The sequence below is a fragment of the Myxococcales bacterium genome (genome assembly GCA_016716835.1).
Taxonomy (GTDB): Bacteria; Myxococcota_A; Polyangia; order Haliangiales; family Haliangiaceae; genus JADJUW01.
Window position 1 is genome coordinate 589,461 of the sequence record JADJUW010000001.1, and the last position, 13,361, is coordinate 602,821.

The window sequence follows — 13,361 nt, forward strand, 5'->3', positions numbered from 1 at the left end:
CGCATGTCGACCGCCAACGCAGCGATGGCAGGTCCCAAGCGCGGCCGCTCGGCGCTTGCGCTCGCCGTGACGGTCGCCGCGCTTGGGTACTTCGTCGATAGCTTCGACCTGGTGCTTTTTGGCGTGGTGCGCATTCCTAGCCTGCGCGATCTAGGCGTCGACGCGCGGCAGTTCGCCGCCGTCGGCGAGATGGTGCAGCACAGTCAGCTGGTTGGGCTGTGTGTGGGCGGCATATTTTGGGGCATCCTCGGCGACAAGCTGGGGCGACGCGTCGGGTTGTTTGGCGCGCTCATCGTGCACTCGGCCGCCAATCTGCTTACCGCCCAAGTCGCCACGGTCGACGAATACGCCGTGCTGCGTTTTTTTGCGGGCGTCGGGCTGGGAGGCGAACTTGGTATGGGTATCACGCTCGTGAGCGAGCAGCTGCAGCCCAAAGATCGCGGGTGGGGCACGGCGGCGGTTGCGGCGATGGGCGTGCTAGGCGGGCTCGCAGCGGCGCAGCTTGGCACGCAGTTGCCGTGGCGCCACACGTACCTGGTGGCTGGCGGCATGGGTGTACTGCTGCTGCTGTTGCGGCTCGGCGTCGTCGAGTCGGGGCTGTTTGCGTCGCGCAAGGCCTCGGGAGACATGGCCGGTGGGCTATTGCGATTGTTGTCGTCGCCCGCGCGCCTGTGGCTTTATGTAAAAGTGATCGGGGTAGCTGTGCCGATTTGGTACTGCGTCGGGGTGCTGACGTATTTCTCGCGCGAGCTCGGCGGCGCCATGGGCATGACGCCACGGCCCGAGCCGGGCACGGCGCTAGTTTACTGCTACATCGGGTTTGGGCTCGGCGATCTTGCCTCGGGGGCCCTAAGTCAACTATGGAAATCACGGCGACGCGCCATCGTCCTTTTTATCGGGCTCGCGATGGTGGCCGTGGCGGCCTACTTCACGCTGGCGAGGATGTCGCTGTCGGTTTTTTATACGGTATGCGCGCTCATGGGATTTGCCGCCGGCTACTGGGCCGTATTTATGACCATGGTCGCCGAGCAGTTCGGCACCAACATGCGCGGCACCGCGACCACGACGGCGCCCAACTTCGTGCGCGCCGCGATCGTGCCCATGGCCGTAATGGTTGGGCTGCTGCAACAAAACGTTGGCCTTGGGCGCCCAGGTGGTTATGCCGTGGTGGGGGCGGTTTGCTTCGCGATCGCGCTGCTGTCGCTGTGGCGCCTGCCGGAAACGTTTGGCCGCGAGCTTGATTTTGTGGAACGATGAGCGCGCTTGAGGCACCGCCCCCCGCAACGACGTCGCCCTCATCCGCCGCGCATGCCAAGGGTGCGGTAGCGGGGTATCCGTGCGAGCATTGCGGTGGCAAGACGCGGTTTTTGCCCGGCACCGAGGCGCTGCAGTGCGTGTTTTGTCAGGCGCTGATGCCCATCGCGCGCGGCGCCGTCCCTGTGAGCGAATCCGATTTTGAGCAGGCGCTGCGCGCGCGGGCGAGCATGCCCCTCGAGACGCTGACCGTTGGGGCACGCGAGATCGAGTGCAAGACGTGCGGTGCGCGCAGCGTCGTGACCGAGCAGGCGTTGCGCTGCGCCTTTTGTGACGCGACCGTCGTCGTCGAAGTCCCGCCGGGCGACGCGATCGTGATGCCGGGTTCGGTGTTGCCGTTTGCGAAGACAGGTAGCGAGGCACAAGCGGCGCTGACGCGGTGGATTGACGGTCTATGGTTTGCGCCCTTCCGCTTGCGGCGGCGCGCTAAGACGCTAGCGATCGATGGCATCTACCTGCCATTTTGGACGTTTGATACGCAAACGCATACCGCCTATCACGGGCAGCGTGGCGATTACTACTATGTCTCCGTGTCGTATCGCGATGCCCAAGGCCGATCGCAAACCAGACAGGAGCGCCGGACCGCTTGGCGGCCTGCATCGGGTGAGGTAGCCGTGGCCTTTGACGACACGCTGGTATGCGCGAGCCGTAGCGTTCCTCAGCGGTTTGCGACCAAGCTGGAGCCTTGGGATTTGGCGGCGCTAGCGCCGTTTGACGGCCGCTATCTCGCCGGCTTCATCGCCGAGCGCTATGCCATCGATCTCGCCGAGGGCTTTGCGGTTGCCGAGACCATGATGGAGCCGGGTATTCGCGCCGCCATCCGCAGCGATATCGGCGGTGACGAGCAGCAGATTGCCGACATGGAGGTGCGCTACGCCGCGCGCACCTATAAGCACGTGCTCTTGCCCTTATGGCTCTCCGCCTTTCGCTTTCGCGATCGGGTCTATCGCATCATGGTCAATGCCAGGACGGGCGAAGTGACGGGGGAACGGCCGTATAGCGCGCTGAAGATCTTGCTAGCCGTGGTTATCGGCCTGGGCGTAGTCGGGGGCTGCATCTTTATTTGGGGTCGCAGCCAAGGTCGATGGTAAGATTACGTGAGGCCGTGGCAATGAATTCGCTGCTAGTAACCTGCGAGCATGCCGGACACGCGGTACCGGCGGGCGTCGACCTGGGCCTGAGCGACGAGGTGTTGCGATCGCAAGCAAGTTGGGACCATGGCGCGTTAGATGTTGCCAACGCGGTCGCGGCTCGTTTTGGTCGCGAGGTCTTTGCCGGCGAATTCTCTCGCCTCTTTGTCGACCTCAATCGCCCCAGCGATCATCCCGACGTCATCCCCGAGTGGTGTTATGGCGCCCACGTTCCTACCAACGCGACGCTGTCGGCGCAGGCGCGACGGCAGCGGCTCGACGCCGTTCATGCACCACACTGGCGGCGCGTGCGCGCGGCAATTGAGCTGGAAATTGGCAGCGGCCAACGCGTCGTGCAGCTCGCGTCCCATAGCTTCTGCACATTGCTCGATCCAAGCAACCGGAGATTTGACGTCGGTTTGTTGTTTGACCCCTCGCGCGAGGGCGAGCTCGCGCTGGTTGACGAGCTGGAGGCGGCATGCCTGGCGCATGGTCTTTCTACGCGCCGCAACGAGCCATATACGGGCATTGGTCCAGGCGTGACCTCGTCCATGCGCGTGGCCTTTTCTGCGTATCAATATGTTGGGGTGACCATCGAGACGTCGCACGCGGTCACCATGCGCGAAGGCGGATGCACGCATGTGGCGAGCGCCCTCGCCGTCGGCCTAGCGCAATTTGGTATAAGAACGGCGTGAAGACCTTAGAGTTTTGGTTTGATTTTTCCTGCCCGTATGCTTTTTTGGCCTCTCGTCAGGTTGCCGCCTTGGCCGCGCAGGGCGGCGCCACGCTAAGCTGGCGGCCGATGCTGCTTGGCGGGGTATTCGCCGCGATCGGCGCCGGGCAGGGACCGATGGCTACGCTGTCGGCTACCCGGCGCGACTATGTGGCCGCCGACGTCGCGCGGTGTGCGGCGGGCCAGGGGCTGATTTTTTCGACGCCGGCGCAGCATCCTATGCGTACCGTGCTCGCCTTGCGTAGCCTCCTGGCCTTGCCCAAAGCCAACTGGCCGCGCGCCATTGCCGCGCTGTTCGATGCGTACTGGTTGGAGCATCGTGACATTTCACAGCGTGGCGTCGTCGAAGCTGTCTTGGCGAGCGCATGCGAGGACGCCCCCCTCGCGCGCATGGCCGTTGAGGGCAGCGAACGCGACGAAATAAAGGCTTTGTTGCGAACGCTTACCGACGAGGCCGTTGCGGCTGGCATTTTCGGTGCGCCGACGTACCGTGTCCTCGACGAATCCGGGGCCCACGCGCCCTTGTTCTGGGGGCAAGATCGTTTGAGCCACGTTGCGGCGGCGCTCTTGGGTTGGGACGGTAACTCGCCGCGCGCCGAATCGGCGCCGTGGCAAGCGCCGACCAAGGCACGTGGGACGTCGACGGCGCCACTTGTGCTTTCGTATTATTTTGATTTCGCGAGCCCCTTTGCCTATCTCGGCGCAACGCAAGTGCAGCGGATCGCCGCGAACCTGGGCGCGACGGTGGCTTGGCGGCCCTTTTTGCTTGGCGGCCTATTTCGCAACATCGGCACCGTAGATGTGCCGTTATTGGTCATGCCGGCCGCCAAGCGCGCCTATTACCTGGCCGATTTTGCGCGGTGGGCCGCGTGGTGGGATGTGCCTTTCTCGTTTCCGGCGACATTTCCCGTCAAGACGACGGCGCCGTTACGCATCGCGATGGCGGCGCTTGAACAGTTGACACCCGACCGCGCGGTAGCCTGGATCAAGGCGGCCTTCGAGGCGCTTTGGGTTCATGGTCGCGACCTAAATGACGACGGCGTCCTGCAAGCTTGTCTTGTGGAAGCGGCGCTACCTATGACCCTGCTTGCCGAGGCAACCAGCGAGTCGCGCAAGCAGGCATTGATAGCCGCGACAAATGAGGCGGCGGCCCATGGGGTGTTCGGGGCGCCAACCATTGTCGTCAGTGCGGGACCGCGAGAGACGCTTATTTGGGGGCAGGACCGCTGGGACCTGGTCGCCGCCGCGGCGAGAGATCTCGCCAGCGCCACTGATTTAAAGCACTAGAGGCGGGTCGCCCGAGGGTAGAGCGCGCCTACTTGGCTCGTTTGGTGGCTCGCTTGGTCTTGGTGCCACCGACCTTGCCTCGGAGCTGGCGCTTCTTTTTGCTGCGATTTAGCCCGCGCTTGTGGGCGGCATTCTTCTTGGCCTTCATCACACGGCTCTTCAGCGAGCGCTTCTGTTTGTACTTAGGGCGGGTTTTAAGGCTTTTCTTTGAGCGTACGGCCACGGTAGTTTCCTTTGTTATCAACCCGTTAGGTCCCATGAAGCGCGCCATCCCGTCAAGGGTGGCCGGCGGGTTTGCGCATCTACCTGGTTGGTATTTGGCCAAGCAAAGAGGCCGGCAAATAGGCGAAACTTTCGCTATAACGGCCGTGCGATGGTCCCCGATTCGTCACGTGCGCTTGCCGAGCTCATGCGCGCCTACTGCGGGGGTGATGCAGCGGCATTTCGCGAGCTGTACGCTCAGGTTGGTCCCAGGATACGGGGGTACTTGCTCCGCCTTGCCGGCGACCACGCCCTAGCCGATGATTTGTTACAAGGTACGTTTCTGCGCGTGCACCGCGCACGTGGATCCTATATCGAGCAGGCCGACCCGTTGCCTTGGCTTTACGCCATTGCCCACCGGCTTTTTATTGATGAAATGCGGCGACGCAAGCGCCAACCCTTGGCATTGCCAAATGACGCCGATGGTCTCATGCTTGTGGATGATTCGCGTGGCGTCCATGAGGGCCTGGAGCAGCAGCTCGATGCGGAGCGCGCCATGAACGCGCTGCATCAGCTCTCGCCCGAGCAAAAGCAGGCCGTGGTGCTGACCAAGCTCGAAGGGCGCTCGATGCAGCAGGCCGCCGAAATTGCGGGGGTCACCTTGGCCGCCATGAAGGTCCGCGCGCACCGCGGGTATGTCGCGTTGCGTAGGGCGATGGAGGCGAGCGAATCTAAATGACCGAGCACAAAAACGATTTGCCGCCGATTCCACGAGACGTCGAGCAGGAGCTCGCGATGCTGGCGCCGGTAAAGATGCGCACCCCGGGCTATCAGTTCGGGATGATCGCCGCCACGTCGGTGGGGTTTACGGGGCTCGTGGTGGCGCTGGTCTCGCTGCGCAATAATTTAGCCCAGGTAGCGCCGCAGTTTTGGCTGGCGGTGGCGACGGCCGTGTTGCTGGGTTTTACCTTGCCGCTATATTTGGCGGTGGTCCCCCCGAAGGGATCTATGTTCCCGCGGCAGCGGCTCGCAACCGCGGTGGCCTTTGGCGCCGCCATGGTCATCATCGCGTTGTCGTTGGCGTCGGTCGTATGGGTGGGGGACATGTGGGCAGCCTTGGCGAATTGCCAGGGGTGCCTACGTATTTCCGCGCTCGTCTCGTTGGTGCCTGTGGTGCTGGTATGTTGGATGCTCCGGCGATCGTTTATTCGCGTCTCGCGGCTGTTCGCGGCGTCCATTGGCATGTCGGCCGGAAGCCTGGGTTTTACCGCGACGGAACTCCATTGCGCCAACCCCGAGGTATGGCACATTCTGTTTACCCATGTCGGCATGATCGCTTTTGCAGGGCTGCTCGGGGCGCTGATCATTCCGCGCTCGGTAGAGCTCTAGCGTTGTGCTTGCAAACTACCCGCCCTGGCCCACGATCGCGGACGGACCGTTGCGAGAGGCTTCGCGCGCGCAAGCCGAGGAATTTTACGCGTGGTTTTTGGCGGCGCGAGGCGCGCGGATCCGGGAGCTATGCCGCGTGCTTCCAGCCTTTTCCCATGCGCCGACGCGTCGCGAGCTGGTCGACATCGGCAGCCAGCTAGCAACGCTCCTCGTAAATGCGACGTACGCCGCGTTTCACGACGACCGCGCGCCGCACCTTACCGCCTTGGTCGGCGACGTCGGCATTTGGCTCGGCGAACGCATCATCGCCGCCGCCCCTGGCCTGGCGTGGCGACTCGCGCTCAGTCATAAAAAGGCGCTCGGCTATCAGCGGCCGGTGCTCATGGGATTTGCGGGCCTGGGTCCAGACTATTACGTAGATGTCGGCTTCTTTGTCGCGTCGTGGGCCGAGCTCGCGGCGCGCGGACGACGAGCCGCCCCTGATTTCTTGGCGAACATTGAGACCTCGGCGTTGGCCGACGCGGCGATTATGGGCTGCTCGTGATGGGGCAGTTGGCCAGCTCAAGCTCAAGCGCCTCGCCGCGCGCCATCGGCGACCATATGGTGCGAAACGGCGCGGCGCTCGACAGTGAGGTCAGGCGGTGGCGCACCGCGGTGGCAAGCTTGTCGGTCGCCAAGGTCGGATGAAAATGCGGTTTTCGCACAACCACAACGGGCGTAATCTCGGCGCGCGCCAGGCAGGCCTCCCGGTGGCGAAACTGCAGGCGCAGGATCGCGGATTGCTGCAAGGGATGGCGGACGTTGTCAAATACGAAATTGCCTAGCGAGTACGCGATGACGCGCCCCTTATAAAGCTCCATGCCTTGCAAGACATGCGGATGATGGCCGATCACCGCGTCGGCGCCGGCATCGATAAACGCGTGCGCCGCGCGCACCTGCCACGTCGCAGGCGTGGCTTGGTACTCGGCACCCCAATGCAGCGCGACAATGAGGACGTCATAGTTCGGTGCCGCCGCTGCAATGACCGGTACCAAGGCGGCCTCGATCTCGGCACCATTGGCCCACGGCAGGGCAGGCTCCTTTGCCGGTTGTTTGTAGTTGCGCAACGTGGCGGCAGCCAAGACGCCAACGCGCCAACCCTTGACGTCGACCGATTTGACGACAAACAGCTCGCCCGCGGCGACCGCGGCGCCGTGCGGCGTAATGCCCGCCGCCTGGAGCACGAGTGGTGATTGTTCGACGCCTGGCAGCTTCATGTCCCAGTAGTGGTTGTTTGCCAGCGAAACGTGGTCGATGCCGGCTCGCTTCACCGCGGCGACGCGCGCGGGCGTGGTGACAAAGCGCAGATGCGCGTCGTAGGGCGTCTTGCGCGGAGGGTCCCACATCACGGGCGTCTCAAGATTCGCCATCGTGAAGTCGGACGCGAGCGCGGGCGCTACCTCGGCAAAGACGTCATAGGTGTCGGCCGGAATCGCGGCGAAGCCGTTGCCTTTGTAGCGCCCGAACATGACGTCGCCCACGAACACCATGGAGATGGTCTCGGCGATCTTTTTTGATGCTGCGATCGGCGTTGCGTTGTGCACAACTGGCGCGGCGGCATCAAGCGCCGACGGTTGCGCGATCGCGGTGTGAGGATCGGAGGTACATGCGACTACACCAACACCTACCGAGGTGACTGCTAACAGCAAGACAATTTTCGTGGCGCGCATGTCGCTGTGCTACCATGCCGCGCATGAACCGCCAAATCATGTCACCAACCAATCACCGCGTAGGGCGTCCACGTTGGGCGCATTGGGTGATTGGCGCAACTGCCGTGATCGCACTGGGCTGCAAGTCATCTAATCAACCGGGACCTGTTGGCCCCGGCGTCGATCCGTCGACCGGCGATCCTTCGGTCATGCCAGTGCAAAACGAAGTAACGCTTCAGGTCTCGGGCCTCGGCGGCACCCAACGCGTGAACCTTGGGTTGCCGTTGGCGCTCGGGCAATTGCGTGAAGCGGGCGACATCACCGTTCGCATTGGCGGGCAAGAGGTGGCAGCGGGCACGCGTAGCCTAGCCTTGTATGGCGATGGCAGCCATCGCAGCGTGCAGCTACAATTCGACATCAATCCAGCCACGCATAGCACCGCCGAGCTTGAGATTGGGCGCGCACCCACCACCGCACGGCTGGATCTGGTTGCCGCGGCCGATTTGACAGACCCGGCGGGCGAAGCCGAGCAACCCAGCGCGTGGGTGGTTTTGCCAGCTTCTTACCTGGCGGCCTCCGGCGTCGCAGGTCCGCTCTTATCGGCAGGCGCGGCGATTGAGAAAAATCAGGATGCGTGGTTGGGCCTCTGCGATTACGGCGCGTTTGGGTTTGACGAATTTATCGACGGCGCCGGCGACAAGGGCTCGTGGCTGTTTGACCGCCCGACCGCATTGTATCGCGGCTACGTGCAAACCGGCGATCAGCCCACGTTGGCGTCTGCGTACAAAGAAGCCTCGATGTATCGGGCCGGGCTTGCCGTTAGCGGTGGCGTCGCCACCGGCATTGCGGTGCCGGGCGCAAGCGACGATCTCAAATACTACTATGCGCAGGGCATGGCGCTGCATTATTTATTGACCGGCGACGATCGGTATCGCGAGGCCGCGGAGGCCGTCGCGGCGCGTGCGCACCAACTGTGGGACGATCCAGGCTACGCGGGTGGCGACGATTTTTGGACGGAGCGCCATGCGGGGTTTGCGCTGTTGGCCTTTGAGTGGGCCGCCATGGTGAGCGATGACCGCGCTGTTGAATTTGCGGGCTATGCCGATGCGGCAGCCCAGGCGTACATCGACATTCAAAATGGTGCTGACACCTGCTTTGTCCACAGCGCGACGGCCCATGGCGAAGACTACGGCTACGATGGTTGCAGCCCTTGGATGAGCGCCATCATCGCCGACGGCCTCGATACATACGCGCGCCGTATGGTGCTGGTCGATGCCGCGCGCGCCGAGAGCGCCCGCGAGTCTTTGGTGCGTTTAGGTCGCGCGATCGCCGCGCATGGGCTCGATTCCACGGGGCGGCCGTTTTATTGGATGGCAATGGATCGCGCCGGCGAGGTCGACGACTACAACGAACACTGGGGCGAGTCGGCCTATGTGGTCGCCTTGGCGTGGCACTGGAGTGGCCGCACGGACGCGGCGTTGCGCAGCGTTGCCGATAACTTAGTGACCGGCCTCTCGACGTTTGGCGAGGTAGGCCAATTGCGCAGCTTCAATTGGCAATGCCGCAGCGCGGTGATGGCGCCGGCGTTTCTCGCTTACTAAAAGCGCCCACCGAGTCCGACCGACACGGCATTGCCCGTGTACGACGCCGTGATCGCTTGCACGCGGGTCCGGCGGTGCCATCCCTTGGCGAAGCCAACGATGGCAAGCGCGGTAAGCCCCGCGCCAAGCGCCGTGCTGCCAAACGCCGCCGCGGTGTATTCATAGTGGTAGACGCACGCGCTCGCGTCGCACGTGCCCTTGCCGTCGTTGATGAAAAAATAAGTCGCCGCGACCGCGCTGGTGGCAGCGCCGCCGAGCGCGACATAGGGCAACCACCGTTTGCTGCGCGGGCGAGCGCCTTCGGGGCCGTTAACCGCTGGGGTCGTGCTGGCTGCTGCGAGGGCCGGGCGCGCGCCGGCAAAGACCTGAGGGTCGGCGTCGATCGCAAAGTGCGCCGAGCCGTCGCCACTAAAGCCTGGGGTAGGCCCGCCCGCGGCGAGGTATTGTGCCAAGGCCTGAAGCGTTTCAACGGCGGGATCCGGCACCAGCGGCAGCGATGCGGTGCGCACGATCGTTTGAGTCGTGGCATCAAGCGCCGCGCCAATAAGGATCGGCTGCCCCTTTTGCGCAGTGAACGCCAAGACAATCATTTTTGTCGCCCCAAGCTCGCGGGCAAAGCGAAGCGCCGCCGCGGGCTCAAGGCGCGCGCGGGTGCTTTCATCGGGAAACAGAAATCCGGTCCAATAGGGAGAAGTATGAATGAGCTGGTCGTAGCCTGAATAGATTTGAAGGGTGCGTTCAGAACTGGCGCGGAGCTCGACCGTATAAAGTCGGCCGGGCAGCGAACCTTGCTGCGTATAGACGCGATAGACGCCGGGCGCGAGGGAAACGATGGCGTCGCCGCTGGCAGCGACCAGCCGTTCGTTGATGAAAATCTGAGTCGGCGCTTGGGCGATGATGTGAAGCGTGCCGCGCCCCTGCTGGTCGCTGCGGCGCTTGGCCTTCGCATAGAGCGCCTCGGCCTCGGGCCCGTGCGTTGCGCGCAGCACCGCCTCATCTGGGTATGAACGCAGCAGCTCATCCATTTCCGCCGCGCCCGCCTCAGCGCGTCCCAAGCGTTCGAGGCTGATGGCGGTGGCCACGGAGGCCTTAAACATGGCGTGCCGGATGCGAGGCTGCCAGGCGACGATTGCAGGGCTCAACCGGATTTCGGACAGCAACGGTACGAGCAACGCGACGGCTTCGCTGAACCGACCGGAAATATAGGCCTCATACCCGAGCTCGGCCTTGACGGCGATCTCCGCGGCCGATCGCCACGTGGCGAGCCCGGGGCGCGAGATCGTCCGCTCATAGGGTTCGCCGGTCGTTTGCACGGTCCCGAGATAGCCAAACTGCGTCAGCTCCTCGCTGACGGGCGAGGTAAGCCGAGCCGCATCCTTGGGTCGCTCGCCGACATGGGATTCGACAAAGACGTAGACCTCGGCCGCTAGTGGCGCGGCGGACACCAGCTGGAGGCAACACGCCAGCGCCGCAGCAAGGTGAGCACGTCTCATGGTACGTCCTGCTATCGAAACACGCCGACGATGCCGGCCGTTGCCCGGCCTGCGCTCCAGTCGACAAATGGCGCGATGGCGTTTCGCTTGGGCTGCGTCGCCTCGCCCGCACGGCGTGGGGTCAGCAACCGCCAAATGCCAACGCTCGCCGCCGCGATGCCGATGCCGCCAAGCACCAGCCCCGGGGTGCGCAGGTCGGTATCGACACGCTTAAGCGGGAGGGTGCCGGGTTCTTTATGCAAGGCGATCAGCACCACGCCGGTGGCGATTGCCGCACCACCGCCAATGGTGACGCCCCACGCCCACGCGGGAGGCCGGCGCGCGCTGGTGGACCGAAGCGACGATGCGATGATCGCTGCGTCGCCGGGCATAGCCGTGGGAGGCGCCGCAGCACCAGGGGCCTGCGCGTCGGCGGCGCGTTGCAACGCTCCAAGCACGTCGTCCGTGGCGCGCCGGAGCGAGTCAACATTGCAGCGCTCGCAGCCTTGTCGTTCGGAGGCGATGAGGGCACCGGCCGCGTCGAAGAGGCGCGCGACGATGACGACGTTCGTGCTGCGGTCCGCGATATCTGCCTCGACGCTGAGAAACCACAGCGGCAGGTCGCTTGCAATCGTTCCCTTGCACTGCGCGGCCGACGTTTGCACCATGCATTCGGCGATGGCGGACGCATCGCGCTTGCTCGCGGCTTCGTCGACAACGGAGCCGCGCGCGGCCAGCCATCGCAACGCCGTCCCCTTTACGGTGACGGCCGAGCTTGGATCGCCACCGACAACCAGGCGCGTGGGTTGCGCCTGTGCAGCCGCGGGCGTGGCATAGAGACATGCCGCTAAGGCGACGACAAGGGTAAAAATTCTCATAGGCTTACCATGTGTGGTCAATGACGAAGGTCTTGCGCGATTTGATGCGAACGGAAAACGTTTTGCTCTGGTTTTCGGGGCCGACCAGTCTCACTTTATAGGAGCCCGGGGCGAGTGGCACGTTGTTAAGCGGTGAGAAGCCGATGTGCTGGCGACCCATGAAAACTTCGGAAGGTGGCCGCGTGATAACGCGCAACACGCCTTTGGCCGCGGCGGTCGCGGGTGGTAGTGGCGAGGGAACCACCGATGCCGCGGCAGGCGCCTCGCCAAGCGGGATCCCAGGCGTGGCGTCGACAGCTGGTGGGACGGTCTCGCTTGAGGGTTGCGAGGCCTCGGCGACGGAGGGTGCCACGTCAAGGGGCGCGGGACTCGGCGTTATCACGCCCGGCCGCGGCTTAGTTGACGAGGTGCTCGGGACGCCCAGTAGGAGCGCCGCGGCCCCACCGAGGATGGCGGCGCCAAAAACGACCGCCCACGTACGCCGCCGCGCTGCGGGCACGCCTGCGCTTGTTGGTCGACGCGGTCGTTCGAGCCGCGTCGCTGGCGTCGCGGGCGCGACGGCCTCGGTCAGCGCATGCATGCGCGCAACATCCGCTTGGGCCTGCGGAGGCTGCCACAACTCTGGCGTTTGCCACGCAGGTTGTCCCGCGGCCCATGGTTGCGAGGTGGCGCCCGCGGGCGCGGACTCGTTGCCATGGCGGTACCCGCCGCTGTAGCCCGGTAGCATGGCCACGGGCGCGGTACCAGGGGCGTCGGCGAAGCGTTCGGCCATCAGCTGCGCCAGCATGTCGGCGCCGCGCGGCGAAGCATCGCGGCAAAGCAGCAGGTCGTTGATCACGTAACGCGCGCTTGGATAGCGCCGCGCTTTGTCGCGCTCGAGGAGCAGCAATGTAATGTTGGCGAGGTCGTCCGGACAATCCGGCCGGTACTGCCGCGGCGAAATAATTGACTGAAAAAACAAGCGCGACAGGGTTTCTTCTAGGCTGACGCCATGGCCAAACAAGCGCTGGCCGGTAATTAACTCAAACAGCATGATGCCGACCGCAAACAAGTCGGAACGGCCATCGAGTGGCTCGCCGCGTGCTTGCTCAGGACTCATGTAGGCTGGCTTGCCCTTGAGCGACAAGGTGCCCGTGGCCTGGGAGGTCTGCCACGCCTTGGCAATGCCAAAATCAGACACCTTTACCGCGCCTTGCCATGACAGCAGCACGTTATGCGGCGATACATCGCGATGCACGATGCCCTTCATCGCGCCCTGATGCGGCAGCTCATGGGCGTAGCCTAGGCCACGCAGCACCTGCTCGACGACGTAAATGACCACCGGCAGGGGCAACATGCCCGTTGCCATCAACGCAGCTAGATCCTTGCCCTCAACAAGCTCCATGACCAACATCAGCTGGCCGGCGTCATCGCGATCAAAATCGCTAACGCTAACAATGTTGGCGTGCGCAAGCTGGGAGCAGACTCGCGCCTCCTCAATAAACATCCGCGAAAACTGTTCGTCGCCGCTATAGGCGGGCAGCACGCGCTTGATGGCGACCGTGCGGGCAAAACCTTCGGCGCCCGTCGCGCTGCCTAGGTACACCTCCGCCATGCCACCGCCACCAAGGCGTGACCCAATCCGGTACTTGCTGGCAAGGCCCACGTTTTGGCAGTTTACTGGGACCC

General features: G+C 64.1%; 13 protein-coding genes. 8 read left to right on the forward strand and 5 right to left on the reverse strand.

Features of this window, described 5'->3' with window-relative positions; translation table 11 throughout:
• The first annotated feature begins 3 nt into the window (after nucleotides 1–3).
• The 4 genes from IPL79_02525 to IPL79_02540 are packed head-to-tail and all read left to right on the forward strand — an operon-like array spanning nucleotide 4 to nucleotide 4,464.
• Nucleotides 4–1,257, forward strand: a complete 1,254-nt coding sequence (locus IPL79_02525; protein ID MBK9069876.1) for an MFS transporter — start codon at nucleotides 4–6, stop codon at nucleotides 1,255–1,257.
• Nucleotides 1,254–2,405 (forward strand): hypothetical protein, encoded by a 1,152-nt coding sequence (locus IPL79_02530; GenBank protein MBK9069877.1) that lies wholly within the window; start codon nucleotides 1,254–1,256, stop codon nucleotides 2,403–2,405. The genes IPL79_02525 and IPL79_02530 overlap by 4 nt, the downstream gene beginning before the upstream one ends.
• Nucleotides 2,406–2,425: 20 nt before the next feature.
• Nucleotides 2,426–3,139, forward strand: coding sequence for an N-formylglutamate amidohydrolase (locus IPL79_02535; protein MBK9069878.1), 714 nt, complete (start codon nucleotides 2,426–2,428; stop codon nucleotides 3,137–3,139).
• Nucleotides 3,136–4,464, forward strand: a complete 1,329-nt coding sequence (locus IPL79_02540; protein MBK9069879.1) for a 2-hydroxychromene-2-carboxylate isomerase — start codon at nucleotides 3,136–3,138, stop codon at nucleotides 4,462–4,464. The genes IPL79_02535 and IPL79_02540 overlap by 4 nt, the downstream gene beginning before the upstream one ends.
• Before the next feature lie 28 nt (nucleotides 4,465–4,492).
• Here the strand turns inward: IPL79_02540 and IPL79_02545 are convergent, their stop codons facing one another.
• On the reverse strand, nucleotides 4,493–4,687 hold the full coding sequence (locus IPL79_02545; protein ID MBK9069880.1) for a hypothetical protein: 195 nt from the start codon (nucleotides 4,685–4,687) through the stop codon (nucleotides 4,493–4,495).
• Between the two features lie 150 nt (nucleotides 4,688–4,837).
• Here IPL79_02545 and IPL79_02550 point away from each other — a divergent pair, with 150 nt between their 5' ends.
• The 3 genes from IPL79_02550 to IPL79_02560 all read left to right on the forward strand — a co-directional run bounded on the left by IPL79_02550 (nucleotide 4,838) and on the right by IPL79_02560 (nucleotide 6,598).
• Complete coding sequence (locus IPL79_02550; protein ID MBK9069881.1) at nucleotides 4,838–5,404, forward strand: RNA polymerase sigma factor; 567 nt, start codon at nucleotides 4,838–4,840, stop codon at nucleotides 5,402–5,404.
• Nucleotides 5,401–6,054 (forward strand): DUF1109 family protein, encoded by a 654-nt coding sequence (locus tag IPL79_02555; protein MBK9069882.1) that lies wholly within the window; start codon nucleotides 5,401–5,403, stop codon nucleotides 6,052–6,054. Before IPL79_02550 ends, IPL79_02555 begins: the two co-directional genes overlap by 4 nt.
• 136 nt (nucleotides 6,055–6,190) lie before the next feature.
• Entirely contained in the window at nucleotides 6,191–6,598 is a 408-nt protein-coding gene (locus IPL79_02560; protein ID MBK9069883.1) for a hypothetical protein, read from the forward strand.
• On the opposite strand, the gene IPL79_02565 is transcribed toward IPL79_02560, so the two are convergent.
• Nucleotides 6,582–7,763 (reverse strand): CapA family protein, encoded by a 1,182-nt coding sequence (locus IPL79_02565; protein ID MBK9069884.1) that lies wholly within the window; start codon nucleotides 7,761–7,763, stop codon nucleotides 6,582–6,584. The two genes, IPL79_02560 and IPL79_02565, sit on opposite strands and share 17 nt — an antisense overlap.
• Nucleotides 7,764–7,786: 23 nt before the next feature.
• Between IPL79_02565 and IPL79_02570 the strand changes: the two genes are divergently transcribed.
• Nucleotides 7,787–9,343, forward strand: coding sequence for a hypothetical protein (locus IPL79_02570; protein ID MBK9069885.1), 1,557 nt, complete (start codon nucleotides 7,787–7,789; stop codon nucleotides 9,341–9,343).
• Here the strand turns inward: IPL79_02570 and IPL79_02575 are convergent.
• Genes IPL79_02575 through IPL79_02585 form a run of 3 tightly spaced genes read right to left on the reverse strand, consistent with a single transcriptional unit; the run spans nucleotide 9,340 to nucleotide 13,338 of the window.
• Entirely contained in the window at nucleotides 9,340–10,836 is a 1,497-nt protein-coding gene (locus IPL79_02575; protein MBK9069886.1) for a hypothetical protein, read from the reverse strand. The genes IPL79_02570 and IPL79_02575 overlap by 4 nt on opposite strands.
• A gap of 11 nt (nucleotides 10,837–10,847) precedes the next feature.
• Entirely contained in the window at nucleotides 10,848–11,693 is an 846-nt protein-coding gene (locus IPL79_02580) for a hypothetical protein (protein MBK9069887.1), read from the reverse strand.
• A 4-nt stretch (nucleotides 11,694–11,697) separates the two neighbouring features.
• On the reverse strand, nucleotides 11,698–13,338 hold the full coding sequence (locus IPL79_02585) for a protein kinase (GenBank protein ID MBK9069888.1): 1,641 nt from the start codon (nucleotides 13,336–13,338) through the stop codon (nucleotides 11,698–11,700).
• Nucleotides 13,339–13,361: the final 23 nt, after the last annotated feature.

What these genes read in the sequence shown, in the direction of transcription:
- IPL79_02525 (MBK9069876.1), top strand. Translation starts at nt 4, where the DNA reads ATGTCGACCGCCAACGCAGCGATGGCAGGTCCCAAGCGCGGCCGCTCG.
- IPL79_02530 (MBK9069877.1), top strand. Translation starts at nt 1,254, where the DNA reads ATGAGCGCGCTTGAGGCACCGCCCCCCGCAACGACGTCGCCCTCATCC.
- IPL79_02535 (MBK9069878.1), top strand. Translation starts at nt 2,426, where the DNA reads ATGAATTCGCTGCTAGTAACCTGCGAGCATGCCGGACACGCGGTACCG.
- IPL79_02550 (MBK9069881.1), top strand. Translation starts at nt 4,838, where the DNA reads ATGGTCCCCGATTCGTCACGTGCGCTTGCCGAGCTCATGCGCGCCTAC.
- IPL79_02555 (MBK9069882.1), top strand. Translation starts at nt 5,401, where the DNA reads ATGACCGAGCACAAAAACGATTTGCCGCCGATTCCACGAGACGTCGAG.
- IPL79_02565 (MBK9069884.1), bottom strand. Translation starts at nt 7,763, where the DNA reads ATGCGCGCCACGAAAATTGTCTTGCTGTTAGCAGTCACCTCGGTAGGT.
- IPL79_02570 (MBK9069885.1), top strand. Translation starts at nt 7,787, where the DNA reads ATGAACCGCCAAATCATGTCACCAACCAATCACCGCGTAGGGCGTCCA.
- IPL79_02575 (MBK9069886.1), bottom strand. Translation starts at nt 10,836, where the DNA reads ATGAGACGTGCTCACCTTGCTGCGGCGCTGGCGTGTTGCCTCCAGCTG.
- IPL79_02580 (MBK9069887.1), bottom strand. Translation starts at nt 11,693, where the DNA reads ATGAGAATTTTTACCCTTGTCGTCGCCTTAGCGGCATGTCTCTATGCC.